This is a genomic window from Sporocytophaga myxococcoides DSM 11118 (genome assembly GCF_000426725.1).
GTDB classification, from domain to species: Bacteria; Bacteroidota; Bacteroidia; order Cytophagales; family Cytophagaceae; genus Sporocytophaga; species Sporocytophaga myxococcoides.
In genome coordinates, this window is record NZ_AUFX01000006.1 from 1 (window position 1) to 19,849 (window position 19,849).

A 19,849-nucleotide genomic window follows, 5' to 3' on the forward strand; every position below is an offset into this window, starting at 1 on the left:
GAAGCACCATTGCAAAGTGCATCGGTATGGGTTTCAGAAGTTGAAAGAACGGTTGGCTGTCCTATTACAACTGAAATAGTGGAAGAACATCCATTTGCATCTGTTACTGTGTAAGAGTGCGTTCCAGCTGCAAGGCCAGTAAATGTTCCTGTTCCTGTGTAAGGAGCTGTTCCACCTGTTGCAGAGATGATTGCTGTTCCTGTTAAAGCTCCATTACAAAGTGCATCGGTATGAGTTTCTGAAGCAGTTAATATAGTTGGCTCTCCTATTACAACTGATATAGTGGAAGAACATCCGTTTGCATCTGTTACTGTATAAGAATGCGTTCCAGCGGCAAGACCAGTGAAAGTTCCGGTTCCTGTGTATGGAGCTGTTCCGCCTGTTGCAACGATGGTTGCTGTTCCTGTTGAAGCTCCATTACAAAGTGCATCAGTATGAGTTTCACTTGCAGCTAAAGTAGCAGGCTGTCCAATTACAACTGATATAGTGGAAGAACATCCGTTTGCATCGGTTACTGTGTAAGAATGCGTTCCAGCTGCAAGACCTGTAAAAGTTCCGGTTCCTGTGTATGGAGCTGTTCCGCCTGTTGCAGAAATGCTAGCAGTACCTGTCGAAGCACCATTGCAAAGTGCATCGGTATGAGTTTCTGAAGCTGAAAGAACTGTTGGCTGAGAAATCGTCTGACTTGTAAGTGCTACAACACAATTGTTGGCATCTCTTATATTTAATGGATAAGAGCCCGCTGCAAGACCTGTAAAAGTTCCACTTGCCTGATAAGTTCCTCCGTTAATAGAATATTGATAAGGTGAAACTCCTCCTGAAGCGGATGAAATAGTAATTACTCCAGTTGAAGTTCCATTACAAGTTACATCTGTTTTACTCACCGTTGCTGATAAAACAACTGGTTCTGTAATTATTTTACCAGGAAGTGCTACAACACAGTTATTTGCATCTTTGATATTTAAAGTATAAGTTCCTGCTACAAGGTTAGAGAAGTTCCCACCAGACTGATATGTTCCTCCATTTATAGAATATTGATATGGTGATACACCGCCAGTAGGAGAGGAAATTGTTATAGTTCCATTATTACCTCCATAACAACTTACATTAGTAGAGGATGCAGTTCCATTTAATAAAGATGGTTCAGTTAAAGTTAGTGAATTATTAATAACAAATCCACCACAAGAAATATTAATGGCGTCTCTTAACTGGACGTTATAAATCCCTGGAGATAGGGATGTAAAACTTGAAGAACTTTGCCATGATACTCCACCATTTATGGTATATTGGTAACTACCACTTCCACCAGATGGAGTATTTATTGTTATTACTCCGTTATTATTACCATTGCATGTTATATTGGTAAAACTAACTGACCCATTAAGCGGGCCTGGCTGAGTAATAGAAACACCTGGAAGGTAAACAGGACAGCCTGGTGCAGACGGGTCTCTCATTCGAATAAAATAGCTGCCAGATGTTAAGCCGTTAAAGACAGTAGCCGTCTGCCACGTTAATCCATTGTTAATTGAATACTGATAATTACCGCTTATTCCACCTGAAGGCGATGTAATGGTAATCGATCCATCGGATCCTCCGTTACATGTAACATTTGTTTTTGTAAGAGTAGCATTTAATGGACCTGCTTCAATAATGGTTTGACTGGCGAGTGCCACAACACAACTATTTGCATCTTTGATATTTGTTGTATAACTCCCTGGTCCCAAGCCAGTAAAACTTCCACTCGACTGATAAGTTCCTCCGTTGATTGAATATTGATAAGGTGAAACTCCTCCTGCAGCTGATGTAATGGATATCGCTCCGGTTGAAACTCCATTACAAATTACATTTATTTTGCTTACTGTTGCCGATAAAACCACTGGCTGAGTAATTGTCTTACTTGCAAGAGCTACAACACAATTGTTCGCATCTCTTATATTTAATGTATAGGTGCCTGCTGTTATACCACTAAAGTTTCCGCTTGATTGATACGCCCCTCCATTTATAGAGTACTGATATGGTGATACACCACCGGTAGGAACCGCAAAGATTATAGTTCCATTATTCTCTCCGTAACAACTTACATTGGTAGAGGATGCGGTTCCATTTACTAAAGATGGTTGTGTTAAAGTCAATGAATTATTAACAACAAATACACCACAAGAAATATTATTAGCATCCCTTAACTGGACACTATAAGTTCCAGGAGAAAGGGATGTAAAACTTGAAGAGCTTTGCCATGATATTCCTCCATTTATGGTGTATTGATAACTACCACTTCCACCTGTTGGAGAAGTAATTGTTATAATTCCATCATTTTTACCATTACATGTGATATTGGTAAAAATAACTGATCCATTAAGTGGACCTGGTTGACTAATTGACACACCTGGCAAATAGATAGGGCAGCTTGCTGCAGACGGATCTCTCATTCGGACAAAATAACTTCCTATTGCTAAGCCGGTAAATACGGTGCCTGTTTGCCATGTTGCACCGTTATTAATCGAGTACTGATAATTACCGCTTATTCCTCCTGAAGGTGATGTGATGGTGATTGAGCCGTTGGATCCTCCATTACATGTAATATCTGTTTTGGTAAGAGTGGCACTCAATGGTCCTGCTTCTATAATTGTTTGACTGGCAAGTGCTACAACACAATTATTTGCATCTCTGATACTTGTTGTATAATTTCCTGGTCCCAGGCCAGTAAAGCTTCCAGTCGACTGATAAGCTCCTCCATTGATTGAATATTGATAAGGTGAAACTCCTCCTGAAGGGGATGTGATGGATATTGCTCCGCTTGAAGCTCCATTACACAAAACATTTGTTTTACTCACCGTCGCCGATAAAACCGCTGGCTGAGTAATTGTCTGACTTGGAAGCGCTAAAACACAATTATTGGCATCTCTTATATTTAATGTATAAGTACCAGCTGCAAGTCCAGTAAAACTTCCGCTTGTCTGATAAGCTCCCCCATTGATTGAATACTCATAAGGCGTAACTCCTCCAGTAGGAGAAATGCCGATTGATCCGGTTAATGCTCCATTACATAAAACATTTGTTTTACTAACTGTTGCAGTCAGTTGAGATGGTTGAGTAATAACAACAGCAGAGTTTAAAGTTCTAATACAATTTACAGGAGATGAAGGACCTGAAAGGACATCTAATTTCCATTGCTGATTAGAATTCCCATGATAGAAATATTGTATGAGCAAAACACCATTAGCTGTGCTAGCCCCTGTAATATCAAAGGCTTTTCCGCTATGTTTTGCTACTATTTTTATATAACCGTTATTATCAAAAGATATAAACCATTTTTGATAATCTGCATTTGTCCATGTTTGTTGTTCGATAGTCGCAACATCAGCCATAGAACCTCCCTCAACACCTAAAGCCAAATTACTGTGTTTTGCCAAAAACCTATAGTAACCCGGCTCTACTTCTTCAATGACAAATTGCTGATTAAGAGCACCAGTATAATCCCACTGCTGAAGATCTGCTCCGCTGGCCATAGAACTCCCTGCAACATTCAATGATTTACCACTGTTTCTTGCGGTAATTTTATAGGTGCTTCCGCTTATAATTATAGCATCTCTGATTTGAACATTATATGTTCCCGGAGCAAGGCCAGTAAAAGTAGGGCTTGATACCCAATTGGCTCCTCCGTCTATGCTATAGTTATAGCTTCCTGTTCCTCCAGATGGAGAGGAAATTGTAATGGTTCCATCATTTGCATTGTAACAACGTACGTTTGTAGCTGTAACAGTACCATTTAAAATTGGAGGCTGAGTTATAGTTAAAGAACTATTGATGGATACAGAACAGGTTGTTGCTGCGGCATCTCTCATCCTTACATTATAAGTACCAGGAGAAAGTCCTGTAAAAGTTCCTGAGCTTTGCCAGGTTGCCCCTCCATTAATTGAATATTGATAAGTCCCTCCTCCTCCTGAAGGTGAAGAGATTGTTATAGTACCATCATTTGCACCATTACAGGTCACATTCGTAAACTCTTCCATCCCATCAAGAGGCTGGGGTTGAGTAATAGTTACAGAAGGAAGAGATCTGGAACATGATGTAAACGCAGCATCTCTGATTCTAACTGTATAGGTACCGGCCGCAAGTCCGTTAAAACTTGTTGCTGTCTGCCAGGTTGTTCCATTAATAGAATATTGATAGGTTCCTCCTCCTCCGGAAGGAGCAGCGATAGATATTGATCCGGTAGATGCCCCATTACAGGTCACATTAGTTTGACTTAATATGGCATTTAGCGGAACTGGTTGTGTAATATTATAAGCAGCGTTTAGAGTTCTGGTACAAGATGTGTTGGCCGCATCACGGATTCTAATATCATAACTTCCGGCTGGAAGTCCTGTAAAACTATTGGAAGCTTGCCAGGTAGTACCTCCATTGATAGAATACTGATAAGTACCGCTACCTCCGCTTGGTGATGAAATTGTTATTGTACCTGTGCTAGACCCATTACAATTAGCATTAGTTGAAGATATTGATGCGTTGGGGCCAGGACTAACAGTTAAAGTAACGATATTGGAAATTTCGAAATTCGGACAGCGATATACCAATACCCTATATTTGTTTCCGCTCATAGCTGCGGTCACGTTAGACAGCGTCAATGTACTGCTTGTTGCTCCGGATATACTTGAAAAGGGTCCTGTCCCTCCAGTTTGAACCTGCCATTGATATGTATTTGAAACAGGAGTCGATGCTACAGTAAAGGTAGCATTTGTTCCAACACACGCTGATACATCAGAAGGCTGGGTTGTAATTGTTGGATTTGCGTTATTCACATTAACCGAAGCCTGCAAAGTCCCGGTGTTAGGAGAAGGTACTTTATTAATTGACAAACCGCCATTACTCAGAATATCTCCTGCACTATTATTAGTAAAAGTACCGGTTACATCTATACCTCCGCAGGAACTTGATCCATTTCCCTGTATCGTGCCATTATTAGTAATTGATCCTACGACGGAAAGAACTCCTCCAAGAGAGATTGTTCCGCCACTGTTAACCGTTACAGTTCCTGTAACATTTATTACGGAACCGGGGAAAGAATTTATATCTGAATTATTATTAACTGTAATACCTGATGAGACATTAAATGTACCATAATTATTAAAGGTATTTGAGTTTAATGTAACAGTATTTGTATTAGTTGTACCGTAATTGTTAAATGTAACACCACTTTGATATAGGCCTGCCCCTGCGCTTAGAGATTTATCCCAAATACCATAGTTATTAATTATTGCGGTTGTAGAAACATTGCTTAAGGTGGCAGTGGAACTAAGTGTTACATTATTTCCAATACAAAGAGTTACATTGCTTCTAGAATTAAAATTAATTGTCCCGGTATATGTTCCGGTTCCTGTAATACAAAGTATCTGATTGTTGACTGTAGCTGAAATATTAGTTGATGTTGTTCCACTAACATTCACTGTTACAGAACAACTGCTGCATTGGCTGTATCCCGATCTTATACCTACAAAAAAGACTATTGTAACTAAAATGGCGAGTAGAAAATATTTCATTTAATAATGTAAGAGAAAATAAACCGAAATTATAAGTAGAAATATGGAGCTAAATTTTTGAATTAGATAAATTTGACAACACCACTAAAAAGGCCTGATATGTATTGATCTTCAATTCGATAAACATATAATATAAACATTGGCTAACTATACAAAGCTTTGTAAAACCTTTGCAGTTAAGGATAAATAAGAATAATCTTTAACGAATTAATTTTAAAATACACAACCATTGAGCAATTGTACACGCTGCTTCTATGGTGTAAAATTGACCTAGTAGGTAATTGATTTAATAGAATTTAATATGCCCTGAATAGTATGGATTGAAGAAATATAAATGTGCAGACTTGAAAGTATTATTAATATTAGTCCCCTTTAATAATGCTTATTGTAACTCAGCTATACTTCTACCTCTAATTTAAATTTTATAATTATTTTGAATTGGTTACGATATGAGGCAAACAGTTTTATTTCGAGAACTATAAAATACTTAACCGTATTTTCCCCGATGCGTCTTTCTTAGTTTTTAACGCAACATGTATGTTATAGTTACAAGTTGAAACAAATATTTTTAACATATAATGAATATCAATTCTTTCACATTTAATATTCATTATAATTGTATGTGAGACTGATATACTTTATTAATATCAGCAAAGAGAACAATTTCACTTCTATGCTATACATAACTTTATCTTACATCTTATTTTTATCATTGAAGAATCCTCTTTAATCCTCAGCCCGGCCATCTATAGGCTTTATAAGCCTATACAAAGATCCTTCAAGCTAATAAATTGAAATTCATTCTCTTTATGAGAAATGTCCTCATATCATAAAGATTAAAACTTCATTAAAATTTATATTTCTGACAACTACACCTATCTGGTTATCTTTTTTTGATTACTAATATTCAAATACTTATCAGTATTCAAAGACCTTCCAGAAAACAATCTTAATAATTACACCATTATATATAGACTGTTAAATGTATTTTTTATTAAAACTTTAAATTTCAATTATGAAGAATAATCTACTCATAAAAGCAATATTGTTTTATTTAATAGGTCTAAACCTAGCATCGGCCCAGGTTCTAGACAGCTGTACGTTTGTTCAAAGAGACAGCATTATAACAATAGAGATGGAGTCAGCCAATCTAAATGGAGGATTTTGGGTTGTGCAAAATGATGTACCAGGTTACACAGGATCCGGGTATATTCAATACATTGGTGGAGACGCAACAGGAGTGCCTGGAAAAAGCCAGCTTACATATACATTCAGAGTTAAAGAAGCTGGTCGTCATAGTTTCAAGATGAGAGCTTTCAGAGAAAATTATCATGACAATGATGTATGGGTAAAATTCCCTCACGGAGGTGTTATTACAAAAATTGGCAATGACAGCACAGGTACTATGGGAAGCAATTGGTTTAAAGCAGTTATAGGCGCTAGAAATGAATGGTATGGTTTTGTCAAGACACAACATCTAGGAACTGCATGGGGTGAAACATTTCACGACATATATGTTGATTTTCCAGAGCCCGGAGTCTATACTGTTCAATTCTCAGGGAGAGCAAGCATGTTCAGAATTGATAGATTTATGCTTTATTATCAGAAAAGCAGTTTCTTTGGTATGAACCCGGACAATACAGAATCAGCAAAGGAAAACTGTCAACCTTATAATACCATGGGGCGCCTTTATCTTTCAAAACCATTATTGGATTATACAATAAGAAGTGGAGAAACCTGGACGTATACCATTCCTGAAAATACTTTTGAAGGAGGCACTAGTATTGGCTATTCATCTTTCTTAGGAAATATGTTTCCGCTTCCTTCCTGGCTGTCATTTGACCAGAAGACACGTACCTTCACAGCCAACCCCGCCTTTGAAAACGGTGGAAAATATACTGTACTTGTCAAGGCTGAAGATAACGGAACACATGCAGTTGATGCATTTACATTGAATGTTCTTGGTAACAGACCTCCTGAACATGCTTCCACTATTAGTGATACTACAGCCTTTACCGGTCAAAATTTCACCTATGATCTTTCACCCTATTTCTCTGATGCTGATGACAATACATTAAATTATTCAGCAAGATCAGGCTCAGGGGCTATACCATCATGGCTAAGCCTGGAAGGAAGTACTTTATCCGGAACGCCCTCCAATGCTGATATTGGTAACGATACCATTTATGTAACTATAAGTGATGACTTCGGAGGTTCATTAGTTGAAAGCTTTATTATCACTGTTAAATATGCAGTCGTTGAAAGCTTATATAAAAATAACTCTAGAAAGCTTTATATGTATCCTAACCCTGCAGATCAAATACTTAACATCAGAACAGAAGGAAATGGCAAAGGAAGCATGGCACTAATAGACAATATGGGAAAAATCATTTTCAAAACAGAAAATGTTGATCTTGAAAATGATATAATTCTGGATCTGGAATCTGCAAGCATTAAACCAGGAATATACACTTTGAAAATAAAATCAAACAATTCAACTTCTGAATATAATGGGCTTGTAGTTAAAAAATAAAAGTCCGAGGCCGCCATAAAAGGCGGCCTCTATTTTTCTTTATATTAATTCAAAATCTCCTGGCTTCCAGGAGCCGTTAAAGGCAGCCTCTAGAGGTGCATATATACTGAAATATGCAAACCATCCTTTTCCTGGAATTGTCTTGATCCATTGTTCTTCTTTACCTTCTAGAGGTCGTGGACCAAAGTATAGATCAATACCTGCCCCATCAGATATATCTTTTAACTCAAACATAGAACGAAGCGCAGCTTTACCTTGAGCTATTTGTATCTGGCTTCTTGTGTCTATATCATATATTGTAACTGACCAGAAGAGTTTTTCAGAAACTGGAAATGGAACGTGAAGTTTATAGGTTTTGCCTTAGTCTACATAATTACCATTAGTATCTTTTAAGCCTAACCAATATAAAGATCCTTGTCCTCCTTCTTGACTAGTCGGAGATGCTCCTATTAACGGATGAATGGTTCAATATTTTACTTCACAAATACCTTCAGCTTCATTTTCCTCATCTCCAACCCAATCGGATTTTTAAAAGCATTTAAACCAGCCATTAAAGCCTCGTTAAGTAAATTGCATTGCTTTCAAACATAGTATTTGGGGTAAGAAAATATTTTTAGGATGATATTTAATAACTGAAACTGAGTTTTATCCGTAATTCATCCAGAAATGCATATCCTTTACAAAAAAATATAGACTAACTCGGTACATGTGCAACAATCATTTTCAATTGTAAAAGGAAATTTGATCTGGAGATTATTTTTTCTAAATTTTTCGATAAAGTTTCAGAATGGAAATGCAACTCTTTTCAGGCTCTCATTTTTCATGGTAAAAAAATATATCAGTAAATAAAGTGGAGACCAGAACCCACTAAAAAAAACGGGGCGAAACCGAAAAGCCTTACTAGTAGGAAAAAGTAAAAGATTAAACTAATGAAATATTATCTTAAAGTTTTAAAAAATTATGCACTATTCAGTGGTAGAGCAAGGCGAAGTGAATATTGGTACTTTGTTTTATTTAACATTATTTTTTCTATAGGTATTGGAATTGTTTGTGGACTCATCAGTATACCTGAATTAAGTTACGTTTACTCAATAGCAGTTCTTATTCCTGGACTTGCTGTTGGAGTCAGAAGAATGCATGACGTTGGAAAGAGTGGTTGGTTTTTGCTTATCCCCTTCTATAACCTTATCCTTGCCGTTACAGAAGGCGAGATTGGTAGTAATCAATATGGTCCTTCCCCTAAAGAAGACACTGAATCTACCCAGACTGAAGTATATTAACTGGAGTATATTAAAAACTCCAAACTCTCTAATATTTATGCCATTTAGATTCTTTGAATATTACTATTCAGAGAATCTATGGATTTAGATGCATATAAAACTAAAAACCACTGCAATTTAAAATTACAGTGGTTTCATTTTAAGTAGCCCGTAGGGGAATCGAACCCCTGTTTCCAGGATGAAAACCTGGCGTCCTAACCCCTAGACGAACGGGCCAAAATATCTTTGACTTAGATTTCCTTTCTTTTTGCAATACGTTTTCAATATCGCTTTGCAGAAATGAAATTGCTAAAAACAAAAACCACCATAACTTTTATTACAGTGGTTTCATTTAAGTAGCCCGTAGGGGAATCGAACCCCTGTTTCCAGGATGAAAACCTGGCGTCCTAACCCCTAGACGAACGGGCCAAATATCTTTGGCGTAATTATTTTTTCTCTCTTTTCGTGAGACGTTTTCGTTAAACGTGGCGCAAAGATAACGGGACATTTTTAATTTGCAAAACATCAACCCAAAAAAGTTGTTTTTTTTTCATTCACTTAGATCCAAAAAAAAACAAGTCAATTATTATCAACGCTTTAACATATATTTTTTTTTCAATAAAAATCTTAAGGGCTATTTAGAACATTTTTCTCTAAACAATTTTTAATTCTGATTTACATATGCCGCCTTCGATCTTGCTTTTAGTTTCAACTTATTGTATTATTGTTCCTTGTTTTTAAACCCTAATTATCTAAATCAATATGGCTAAAATAAAAGTCGGTATTAATGGATTTGGTCGTATCGGCAGACTTGTGTTCCGCGCTGCAGTAAACAGACCGGATATTGAAATCGTTGGAATCAATGACCTGATAGATGTAGACTACATGGCTTATATGCTTAAGTATGACTCTACTCACGGAAGATTCGACGGAACTGCTGAAGCAAAAGATGGTAAACTTGTAGTTAACGGAAAAGCTATCAGAGTTACTGCAGAAAAAGATCCTGCAAACCTAAAGTGGGATGAGGTTGGTGCTGAATATGTTGTTGAATCAACGGGTTTATTCCTTACTCAGGATACTGCCGACAAGCATATTAAAGCCGGTGCTAAAAGAGTAATTCTTTCTGCTCCTGCAAAAGATGATACTCCTACTTTTGTAATGGGTGTTAATAACAAAACTTACAAGAAAGAAATGAGCATCATTTCTAACGCTTCTTGTACTACTAACTGTCTTGCTCCTATCGCTAAAGTACTTAACGATAAATTCGGTATCCTTGAAGGCCTTATGACTACAGTTCACGCAGCTACTGCTACTCAGAAAACTGTAGATGGTCCATCTGCTAAAGACTGGAGAGGTGGCCGTGGTGCTTACCAGAACATCATTCCTTCATCTACAGGTGCTGCTAAAGCTGTAGGTCTTGTAATTCCAGCTCTTAAAGGCAAACTTACAGGTATGGCATTCCGTGTTCCTACTCCTGATGTTTCTGTAGTTGACCTTACTTGCCGTCTTGAGAAAGGCGCTAAATATGAGGATATCAAAAAAGCAATGAAAGATGCTTCTGAAGGCGAACTTAAAGGTATCCTTGGTTACACAGAAGATGAGGTTGTTTCTAACGACTTCCTGGGTGATGCAAGAACATCTATCTTTGATGCTAAAGCTGGTATCTCATTAAATGATAACTTCGTGAAAGTAGTTAGCTGGTATGACAATGAGTGGGGTTATTCAAACAAACTTGTTGACCTTATAAGCTATATTGACACTGTTAAATAAGCTAACAATAATATTTGTTATACTAAAAATAAGCTCCTTTACAGGGGCTTATTTTTTTTTGCCTAAACGATTAAAGCAATTAACTTACTTTGAACAATTCTATCCCCATTAACAATTGTGAGCTTCTAAAATAATAAAAGTAAAAGAGGAATAAGAAACATAAAAAACCAACCTATATATACAAAGGTCTGCTTAAGCTGCAAAAAACTGATTCTACTTTTATATAAAACAAAAAACACAATACCAGAAACAATGAGAAATACAGGCATCAGGTCATATTGCTTCAACAATAAACTTATTGACCATTCTATAAGCACCCCAACTATAAAAGCATAAAACAAAGAAGTAATACTATGCTGTCTTAAATCAAAATGATATGTATTGGGATATAAAATTTTATAATTCACTAACACCAGGATATAAAGTAGTGGGAATATTAAAAAATTTATCCAGAACCACACTCCTTCCATTCCTGCAATTTTCAATGCAATAACTATGACTCCCAGATTCAAAATAGATAGAATACCAAAATAATAGTTTCTGTACTTCTTTTCTTTATCGGGACCACAATCACATTCCAGCGCCGCCTCTTTAGGTAATAAGATTACATATCGGTTATAGGCGATAATCTTGTAAAGGAAAATAAATATACTGAAAACGAAGGGGATCTTGATGATTGTATTTAAAAATCCAGTATTGCTGCAAATAGCTTTTTTAATACCGTAAGGCCCATACAGAACACCATCCGATGGATCCAGAAAGGCCATTTCATTCTTGAATCGGTCTTCGTCTATCAGCGATTTTAAATCAAGGGGAAGTTTGTAATAAGAAATACATTTATCCGCAGGAAACAATCCTGTAATGTTAATCAACTTGATAAGATTGATACATACCCGGCAATAGCCGTCAAATACGAGGATTTGTTCCCGGATCAAAAGCTTTATATTTCTGTTAGTTTACGAAATATAATCATCTATTTCCGCTTCAGGAAGCAACTCCGAAGAATCTTCTTCCTTATAAAAGCTTCTGATAGACTTATCAATCTCATTTTTCTGTCTTAGATGATGGCGGAAATGCATTTCAATAATCTGAAACCACTCCTGTCCTGTAAGCATTCCCAGTGATGGATGCATTGTCTTATATGTAGATGGAGTTGCATCAAGGTCTTTGGCAAGCTTTTGCATTTCCTTGAAAAACTTAAAAAATTCATCTTTCATTTTCTCAGGACTTTCCGGCTGAGAGGGAATATATCCGTTGGGATCTACCCCTGCGATTTTTACGGAAGGAAATTTCCCGAGAAAAAATACTATATGTCCTTTGAATAACTTCTTCCCTTCTTCACTTCCTCCGGTTTTTTCAAGACATTTTCTTATTTCCCGCATATGGTAAGCTCTGGTACCATTGATCAGGTGATCATATACCTGACCAATAGTCCATGCTGAATTTTCTGTTACTTTTTTAAACTGATTAGAACCATAGAAGTCAAGTTCTTTCAACCAATATTTGGCTGTTTCCAAAAACTTCTTGTAAGTTCTATCCCCTTGTGGTAGATTTTTTCCTTTTGATTCAAAAATACTCATCGTGCCGAAGCTCAAGCAATTATTACACTAATTTACTATATTTTTTCTTGGGAAAGCTTCTAAACACAACTAAAAGGACAAAAATCAGAGAAAATTTTGCCTTTTATTTTAATATATGTAGTAAGACTTTCCCTGGTGCTCAATCTGACTATATGCATTAACCAGAGTCTCTTTATCTACGTTCAAAACAAAGTGATTATTGTCATTCCCTTTAACTAAAGCTTCGTACGGGATAGCAAAATTCTTGTTACCTATTCCCATAAACCCACCGAACGACAGGATTCCATATTCAACTTTTCCTTTTCCGGTATCCATCACCCATTCTTTGATCTCTCCAAGATCTTCTCCTTCAGGGTTTCTAACCTTGTCTCCTCCAATTAGCGGAGACGATAATATTTTTTCTTTTTCTGATTTCATAAGAGGATTATTGTACTTTCCTTTGAAATATAACAGGTCTGCCTCTTGAATTGTTGGTAAGAATTTAAAGGATAATTCTAAAAAAATTAAAAGTTAAAATGATAAAAATTTACTCCTTAGAAATAATGATTGAGCTGTTTTAATACGGAGGGCTTCTAAGAGTTCTGCAATATACCTTCTATTATTACTTTCCCTTAACTACATCAAAAAAACACAAAAATATCGCTTTAAAACTTTTCCTCTACTCCCATACCGAAAAGTGCGAAATCATATTTTACCGGATCCTTGGGATCAAACTTTTTTAAATTTTCAGTTAACTCTACTGCTGTCTGCCAATCAGTTTGTTTTCGATTTATAAGGCCTAACTTTCTCCCTACCCTGTCCACATGTACATCGCAAGGACAAACCAACTGCCCAGGCTTAATATTTTTCCAGATCCCAAAATCCACTCCTTTTTTGTCATTCCTTACCATCCAGCGCAAATACATATTTAACCTTTTGCAAGCACTGTTCCGGGCAGGAGTTGAAATATGCTTTTTCGTTCTTTCAGGATAATCTTCCAGACTGAAAAACATATTATGAAAACCAGACAAAGCCCCTTCTACATTAATTGCATTCTTTGAATGTCCCTGGAGAAATGCTTCCTCCAATGATACATGCTTTTCATAAAAAGTTTTAAAAAACTCTATAAAATAAAGTGTATCTGTCGCATTAAAAGTTCTGTGCTTAAACTGCATAAATACCTTTAAATCACGTGGCTTATGATTCCTTATAAAATCATATGGAGCCTGATCCATCATTACGATTAATTCTCTGCACTTATTGATAATCGTAGCTCTTTGTCCCCAGGCTAATACTGAAGCCCAAAGACCCATAATCTCTATATCCTGTTTTTTAGAAAAAAGATGCGGGATACAAACCGGGTCATTTTCTATAAACCCGGGCTGATTGTATTGTTGGTATTTTTCTTCGAGAAAATCCCGGAGGGCTTCAAATTTCACCTAAATAATATTTTCTTAAAGCTTAAAAGAACCTCATCCCTAGCCCTTCTCCTGAAGGAGAAGGGAACAGTCGTGGACAATAATTAGTCATTTAGATTTTTTTATATGAACGAATTTCTGGAGGGATCTACATGAAACCTTGTGTTCATCCTGATATGTGAAACAAAAGTTTGTAATGGCTTAAGCCTAGACAAACTTTTAACTTAAAACTTTCAACTTAAAACTTTATGGTATGTAGGATATCTGAACAGGAATCTTTTTGTCTACTCCTGACAAACGTTCGTAAGCTTTTTGAGAAATTTTGATAATTACTTTATCTTCAACATTTCCATTCTGAAGCTTACCAATGACTCTTACAAACAATTTCTGTCCATTTGCCTCATTTTTCACCTGAATAATGGTGCCTATCGGCGCAGTTTTATGCAAGGCAAGATACTTTGGGGAATCACTATTCCCTTCAATCACTTCAGCAAAACCACTTTCAGTAACCTTATTAAAATTATCTGTAGGTGGTACAAATACTTGCTCCTGACTCTTATTATTTTTGGTTACTGCTTTCTGGGTTGAATTAGCAGTTTTAGGTTCTTCTTTTTTCACTTCAGATCTTGAAGCTTCTTTAGATGCAATTGTAGTGCTTGCTGCACCTGACTTTCCAGGTATGTTTATCGTCTGGCCAACCTTTAAATCTGCAAGACCTGGATTTGCTTTTTTTATCTCTTCAACAGAGACATTGTATTTTCTGGAAAGAGAATAAAGTGTTTCTTTTGGTTCAACTGTGTGGCTGCCTGGAGCACTACCTGACGAAGCTGATGTCGACGTTTCCGCTGCATTGGAAACTGCCACAACCGATCCTTTATATGGAATACGCAAAATCTGACCTACCTTTAAGCCAGCTGACAACTCAGGATTATTTTTATTCAGTTCATCTACAGTTACTTTATATTTTCTGGAAATAGAATATAAAGTTTCTTTCGGATCTGCCTTATGAAGCACAAACACCTTGGAATCCTTTTTCTCTACACCAATAGAATCCTGTATACCTGCAAACACATTAGAAAAAGAGATAAACAAAATCAGGATCAAAAAATACTTCAACAGAGATACAGCTTTATAATTCATAAATTATCAGTTCCTTTTTTTCTTTAACAAAGATTACAGTATTCTCCAGCAAAAAGAAAGTATCCATCCCCACTCCCTTTGGACTTTTGTCCAGGATTTCTTTCAAAAGCACCTCTCCCTCTTCATTGGCTATTAACAGGAGATTTTGAAGTTTATTATCTGAGTAAATATAATAAGAAATAATTATAAAATTTTTATACTCAGCATAGTCAAAGGCCAATGAGGCTTTTTCGCCCGTCACTTCCTGCACATATTCAGATAGTTTGGGAAAATATTCGCTTTCCTGAGTAAAATGTAGCGCATTCTGAATGCTACTTTTTTGCTTTTCCCGAAAGACCTGATTAAGTTTTTTTAAAACTTCTACATCAGAATATTCTTTCTTTTGCTTTCCGGTTTTGAGATCAAGCAAAAAGTAGACCTTATTTTCTTCCTCTTCATTTTGCAAAGCAAGAATACCTTCTGAAAATACACCACCAAAACTTAATACCTTTTCTTCCCACATTACCTTACCTGAATCTGATGCTACAGCAATAATTCCTTTGTGCTCCGGATTCTGTATGTCTTTAAAACCATGAAGATAGATGTAGCCGTCTTTAATAGCCTCCAGCCCAATCCACCAGGGTTCATCCTTTTTTATTCCCTGCCATCTGATTTTTTTCTTCTTCAAATCTATGGCACTAAAATCAGCAAGATGCTTATCAGAATTTCTATATTCCACTATAAGCAAATGATTTACTTCATCAGGAATTACTTTCCAGATCAAACCATCAAAAGAAAAGGAAGTTAGATTTTGTGTCGACAAGCTTTATTTGTATTTTTTCTGCAAAAATAAACATTTGGTAAGGTTTACAAAGGAAAAGAAGCTGAAAGTGAAAAGTTGAAAGTGAAGATGAAACTTGAAGCATTATACGGTTTTCATGCAAATATTGAAATACTTCATCTTCAGAGAAGGATTTATGATGAGGTCTATTTCGCGTGGTGAGAGAAACTGAATACATAATCAAAAAACATAACTGATTTCGTAACTCTAAAATAAAGAATGAATATAATAGGTATAATTCCTGCAAGGTATGCCTCCACAAGATTTCCTGCCAAGCCTTTGGTAGAAATTGGGGGCAAATCAATGATCAGAAGGGTTTATGAACAGGCAGGAAAAGCCAGACTACTTTCCCAGGTTGTTGTTGCCACAGACAACAATGAAATATTTGACCATGTCAAAAGTTTTGGAGGAAATGTAGTCATGACAAGGGAAGAACATCCAAGTGGCACAGACAGATGTTTTGAAGCATTGGAGAAAACATCAGGTAAATTTGATTTTGTTATTAATATTCAGGGGGATGAGCCATTCATTCATCCTGAACAGATTGATCTTCTGGCTTCCGCACTTAAAAAAGAAACAGAGCTGGCCACATTGGTTAAAAAGATTGAGGACCAGGAAACTCTATTTAATCCGAATACCCCAAAGGTCATTTTTAATAAAAATAAAGAAGCTATTTACTTCAGCCGTCAGACCATCCCATATATAAGAGGAGCTGAACAGGACCAATGGTTGTCGAAAGCAGAATTTTACAAGCATATAGGTATCTATGCTTATCGCTCAGATATTCTTAAAGCGATTACTTCTCTTGATACTGGCAGTTTGGAAAAATCAGAATCTCTGGAACAATTGAGATGGCTGGAAAACGGATTCAAAATAAAGGTAGAGATTACAACTTATGAGAGCGTGGGGATTGATGTTCCTTCGGACCTGGAAAAAATAAAAGATCTGATTTAAATCAGATCTTTTTTTCAAGGCTATCTACAGCCGTTTCTATTCTAAGCTTAAAGCGAGTCCATCCTTCTTCTGCATCTACCTTTGTAGAATCGAAATTATAGTCCTTCACTTGCTTCTTTAATGCTGTAAATTTCTGTTTAACTACTTTGGAGCCTTTGCCTGCTTTTTCATCAGCCTTTTTCTCCAAGCCTTCTATTTTATTTTCTAACTTCTCTTTTTCTTCTTCCATTTCAGCTTTTGAAGTTTCTTTCTTTTGCTGATTTTCCTGTTGAGAATACATCGAAGTTGCTGAATCACCGTGTCCTGCTTCTGTTTTCTTTTCTTCACATCCCGAAAGATAAATTCCGCCAATAAAGGCAAATCCTATAACAGAAGTAACTATGTTGATCTTTTTCATCTCTTTCATCACTTTATCAAACTCACAACTCTTCTTTATTTCGCTGTCTGTCTTTTATACTAAGTTTTCTTTCTTGTTTAACTGCCGCCTTTCCGGCAGACATATCTTTTCTGAGTTTATATGTTACTATTGCACAATCAGATTCCTTTACAATATTTTCTGAAATACTATCACTGAAAAACCTCTCCAGTCCTTTCTTTTCATGACTGACAAGACAGAGTACATCAGCTTGTACTTGTTTGGTAAAATGTAAAATACCCTCTTCCTCTGTTTTATCTGTTACTAAATGAACAGGATTGTTCTCCAGCTTAAAATCATCTCTGATTTCATCTAGTGTCTTCTGGATCTTTGCTTCGGGAATATTTCCTGATGGCGTATTGACCTTAAGAAAATGCAGGTCTGCACCAAAAGCCTGTGCCATGCTTTTAACCCTCGTGATTATTTTATAAACAGGCTCTGCAAAATCCGATGCAAAAACAATGGTTTTGATTTTGAATGCAGCCTCCGTATTCTTCAATATCAGTAGAGGAATGTTAGACTTTCTGATTAACTTTAAAGTTGTGGATCCGAATAAGACTTCTTCAAAGTCACTTTCTCCCTTTTTGCCGACGATTATCAAATCGATATCTTCTTCAGCTGCGTGCAGGAGGACTTCTTTAGAAACTTTTCCTTGTACAATGTCACCACTACATTTTACACCTTTTGACTTTAGACGGTCTACAAATCCTTTTAACAGTCTTTGCTTTACTTCCATTATCCTTGCCTGATAATCCATCTGCAACTCATCTTCGAATAATGGATCACCGAAGGAACCCACCTTTGGTACATAAACCTGCTGCACTACATGGAGCAGCTTCACTTCACAGTTCTTTTGCAAAGCAATGTATGCTGCTGCTTCAAGAGCTTTTTGTGAGTAAACAGAAAAATCCACGGGCACCAGTATTCTTTCCATTAATCAGTTCCTTATGTCTTTAAATGCAACAGTTTTAAAATTCAAATTGTTGGAACCATCCTACAAATCATCATGAGAATCAACCCATTCAGACTTTTCAAAAAATTCAGAAAACAAAAAATACTAAAATAAAAAAAGCTGAGGCATTTCAGTCTCAGCTTTTTTAAAAATTTGCTTAATCTAACTTATAAGTTTAACCGCCGATTTTTTTTACTTTATAACCTTTGCTTTGAAGGTGGGCCATTACTTTATCTCTGAAATCTCCTTGAATCAATATCTCACCATCTTTCACACTTCCTCCCACTCCGCATTTCTGCTTTAACTCTTTCCCCAATGCTTCAAGATCTTCAACTTTACCGACAAATTGAGTTATTGCCGTAACAACTTTTCCACCGCCTTTTCTGTCAAGCTGCACTCTGAGATCCTGCTGCTGAGGAGGTAAAGTTGTAACCTCTTCTCCTTCCTGATTGTATTGATATTCAAACTCGGGGTTGGTGGAAAATACTACTCCGTCTCTGTTCTTTTTACTTTTTTTCATACTGACAAAACTCTTAAGCTGTTAGGAACTATAGATATTTTTAATCTGGCTTCCATATTCACCGGCTCTCCATCAAGATGTACCGGGCCAGATGACTTTCTTTCTATTTCAATATTCTTGGCTTTGATTATATCCAGATAGTGAAATTTATTTACTCTTTTGGTGAATAATTTAAAGCCTAGGTTCAAAAGAGATCTCAGCGGAAAAGGATGCATCATACAGACATCAATATATCCGTCCTGCAGACTTGCCTGGGGGGCAATAAATACATTGTTACCATATTGTGAAGCGTTGGCAAAACTTAACAGAAAAGCTTTCATTTCTATTTCTTTTCCATCAAGCGTAATTTTATACGATTCACATTTATAGCTTTGATACTCTGCAATGACTGTTTTTAGATAGGTAGAAAAACCCCTGGTTTTCTGTTCAGCAAAGACTTTTCCTATGAGGGCATCAAAGCCTACTCCTGCTGTGCAAAAAAAAGGTAAATCATTTAACCTGCAGTGATCTATGGAAATTGGAGTGGCATCGAGCAGGTATTTGATAGATTTTTGAATATGTATAGGTACCTGTAAATGTCTTGCAAGACCATTTCCTGAACCAAGAGGAATAATACCAAGAGCAGGTGTTTGCCCTATAAGACCCGTGGCGACTTCGTTGATTGTGCCATCACCACCCACAGCCACAACCGCATCAAAGTTTTTTGTTAAAGCTTCCTGAGCCAACTCGGTTGCATGCCCCTTGCACTTGGTAAAGGCTATTTCATAATACCTTCCTGAGCCGTTAAAAATGTCTTTTATATTTTGTGGAATATCTTCCTTACTTCTTACTCCCGCAATAGGATTAATGATAAAGAAAAATCTCTCTGGTTTTTGTTTCATCTAGTTTTACCCTTTTCAAACCAACTAATCTGTTTCTCGAAAATACGACATATTCCTCACTTCACATATATATTCTTATTTTCAAGGA

15 protein-coding genes, 2 tRNA genes and 1 pseudogene are annotated in these 19,849 nt (G+C 36.5%); 4 read left to right on the plus strand and 14 right to left on the minus strand.

The window, feature by feature from the left end:
• Positions 1 to 5,540: RICIN domain-containing protein (locus K350_RS0108515; RefSeq protein ID WP_028979547.1), on the minus strand; the 5,540-nt coding region annotated here is incomplete at its 3' end.
• A gap of 1,015 nt (positions 5,541 to 6,555) precedes the next feature.
• On the opposite strand from K350_RS0108515, the gene K350_RS0108520 reads away from it, so the two are divergent.
• The gene (locus K350_RS0108520) at positions 6,556 to 8,073 is read left to right on the plus strand and encodes a putative Ig domain-containing protein (RefSeq protein WP_028979548.1); all 1,518 of its coding nucleotides are present in this window, start codon (positions 6,556 to 6,558) and stop codon (positions 8,071 to 8,073) included.
• A gap of 39 nt (positions 8,074 to 8,112) precedes the next feature.
• Here K350_RS0108520 and K350_RS31955 read toward each other — a convergent pair.
• A pseudogene (locus K350_RS31955) lies at positions 8,113 to 8,418 on the minus strand (DUF1214 domain-containing protein); the annotation flags it as partial.
• 584 nt (positions 8,419 to 9,002) lie between these two features.
• Here K350_RS31955 and K350_RS0108530 point away from each other — a divergent pair.
• Entirely contained in the window at positions 9,003 to 9,353 is a 351-nt protein-coding gene (locus K350_RS0108530) for a DUF805 domain-containing protein (protein WP_028979550.1), read from the plus strand.
• A 144-nt stretch (positions 9,354 to 9,497) separates the two neighbouring features.
• Here K350_RS0108530 and K350_RS0108535 read toward each other — a convergent pair.
• Positions 9,498 to 9,569 (minus strand) — tRNA-Glu (locus K350_RS0108535).
• 120 nt (positions 9,570 to 9,689) lie between these two features.
• Positions 9,690 to 9,761, minus strand: a tRNA-Glu gene (locus K350_RS0108540).
• Between the two features lie 333 nt (positions 9,762 to 10,094).
• On the opposite strand from K350_RS0108540, the gene gap reads away from it, so the two are divergent.
• Positions 10,095 to 11,102, plus strand: a complete 1,008-nt coding sequence (gap, locus tag K350_RS0108545) for a type I glyceraldehyde-3-phosphate dehydrogenase (protein WP_037574820.1) — start codon at positions 10,095 to 10,097, stop codon at positions 11,100 to 11,102.
• A gap of 125 nt (positions 11,103 to 11,227) precedes the next feature.
• On the opposite strand, the gene K350_RS0108550 is transcribed toward gap, so the two are convergent.
• From K350_RS0108550 to K350_RS0108575, 6 genes are all read right to left on the minus strand, one after another.
• Positions 11,228 to 11,974, minus strand: a complete 747-nt coding sequence (locus K350_RS0108550) for a hypothetical protein (RefSeq protein ID WP_028979552.1) — start codon at positions 11,972 to 11,974, stop codon at positions 11,228 to 11,230.
• Between the two features lie 84 nt (positions 11,975 to 12,058).
• Positions 12,059 to 12,682 (minus strand): DinB family protein, encoded by a 624-nt coding sequence (locus K350_RS0108555; protein WP_051312989.1) that lies wholly within the window; start codon positions 12,680 to 12,682, stop codon positions 12,059 to 12,061.
• Between the two features lie 108 nt (positions 12,683 to 12,790).
• Positions 12,791 to 13,099: a PRC-barrel domain-containing protein gene (locus tag K350_RS28000; protein WP_051312990.1), complete on the minus strand. Its 309-nt coding sequence runs from the start codon at positions 13,097 to 13,099 to the stop codon at positions 12,791 to 12,793.
• Positions 13,100 to 13,326: 227 nt separating this feature from the next.
• The gene (locus K350_RS0108565) at positions 13,327 to 14,100 is read right to left on the minus strand and encodes a TIGR02757 family protein (RefSeq protein WP_028979554.1); all 774 of its coding nucleotides are present in this window, start codon (positions 14,098 to 14,100) and stop codon (positions 13,327 to 13,329) included.
• A gap of 225 nt (positions 14,101 to 14,325) precedes the next feature.
• Positions 14,326 to 15,219 (minus strand): LysM peptidoglycan-binding domain-containing protein, encoded by an 894-nt coding sequence (locus tag K350_RS0108570; RefSeq protein ID WP_028979555.1) that lies wholly within the window; start codon positions 15,217 to 15,219, stop codon positions 14,326 to 14,328.
• Positions 15,209 to 16,021, minus strand: coding sequence for a DUF4905 domain-containing protein (locus tag K350_RS0108575; protein ID WP_028979556.1), 813 nt, complete (start codon positions 16,019 to 16,021; stop codon positions 15,209 to 15,211). Before K350_RS0108575 ends, K350_RS0108570 begins: the two co-directional genes overlap by 11 nt.
• A 237-nt stretch (positions 16,022 to 16,258) precedes the next feature.
• On the opposite strand from K350_RS0108575, the gene kdsB reads away from it, so the two are divergent.
• Positions 16,259 to 16,993, plus strand: coding sequence for a 3-deoxy-manno-octulosonate cytidylyltransferase (gene kdsB / locus K350_RS0108585; RefSeq protein ID WP_028979558.1), 735 nt, complete (start codon positions 16,259 to 16,261; stop codon positions 16,991 to 16,993).
• A gap of 1 nt (position 16,994) precedes the next feature.
• Here the strand turns inward: kdsB and K350_RS0108590 are convergent, their stop codons facing one another.
• The 4 genes from K350_RS0108590 to K350_RS0108605 form a co-directional block, all read right to left on the minus strand.
• Positions 16,995 to 17,390: a hypothetical protein gene (locus K350_RS0108590; protein ID WP_156026978.1), complete on the minus strand. Its 396-nt coding sequence runs from the start codon at positions 17,388 to 17,390 to the stop codon at positions 16,995 to 16,997.
• Positions 17,391 to 17,412: 22 nt separating this feature from the next.
• The gene (locus K350_RS0108595) at positions 17,413 to 18,342 is read right to left on the minus strand and encodes a universal stress protein (RefSeq protein WP_028979560.1); all 930 of its coding nucleotides are present in this window, start codon (positions 18,340 to 18,342) and stop codon (positions 17,413 to 17,415) included.
• Positions 18,343 to 18,535: 193 nt separating this feature from the next.
• Positions 18,536 to 18,880 (minus strand): translation initiation factor, encoded by a 345-nt coding sequence (locus K350_RS0108600; protein WP_028979561.1) that lies wholly within the window; start codon positions 18,878 to 18,880, stop codon positions 18,536 to 18,538.
• Positions 18,877 to 19,761: a diacylglycerol/lipid kinase family protein gene (locus tag K350_RS0108605; protein ID WP_028979562.1), complete on the minus strand. Its 885-nt coding sequence runs from the start codon at positions 19,759 to 19,761 to the stop codon at positions 18,877 to 18,879. The genes K350_RS0108600 and K350_RS0108605 overlap by 4 nt, the downstream gene beginning before the upstream one ends.
• Positions 19,762 to 19,849 lie beyond the last annotated feature (88 nt).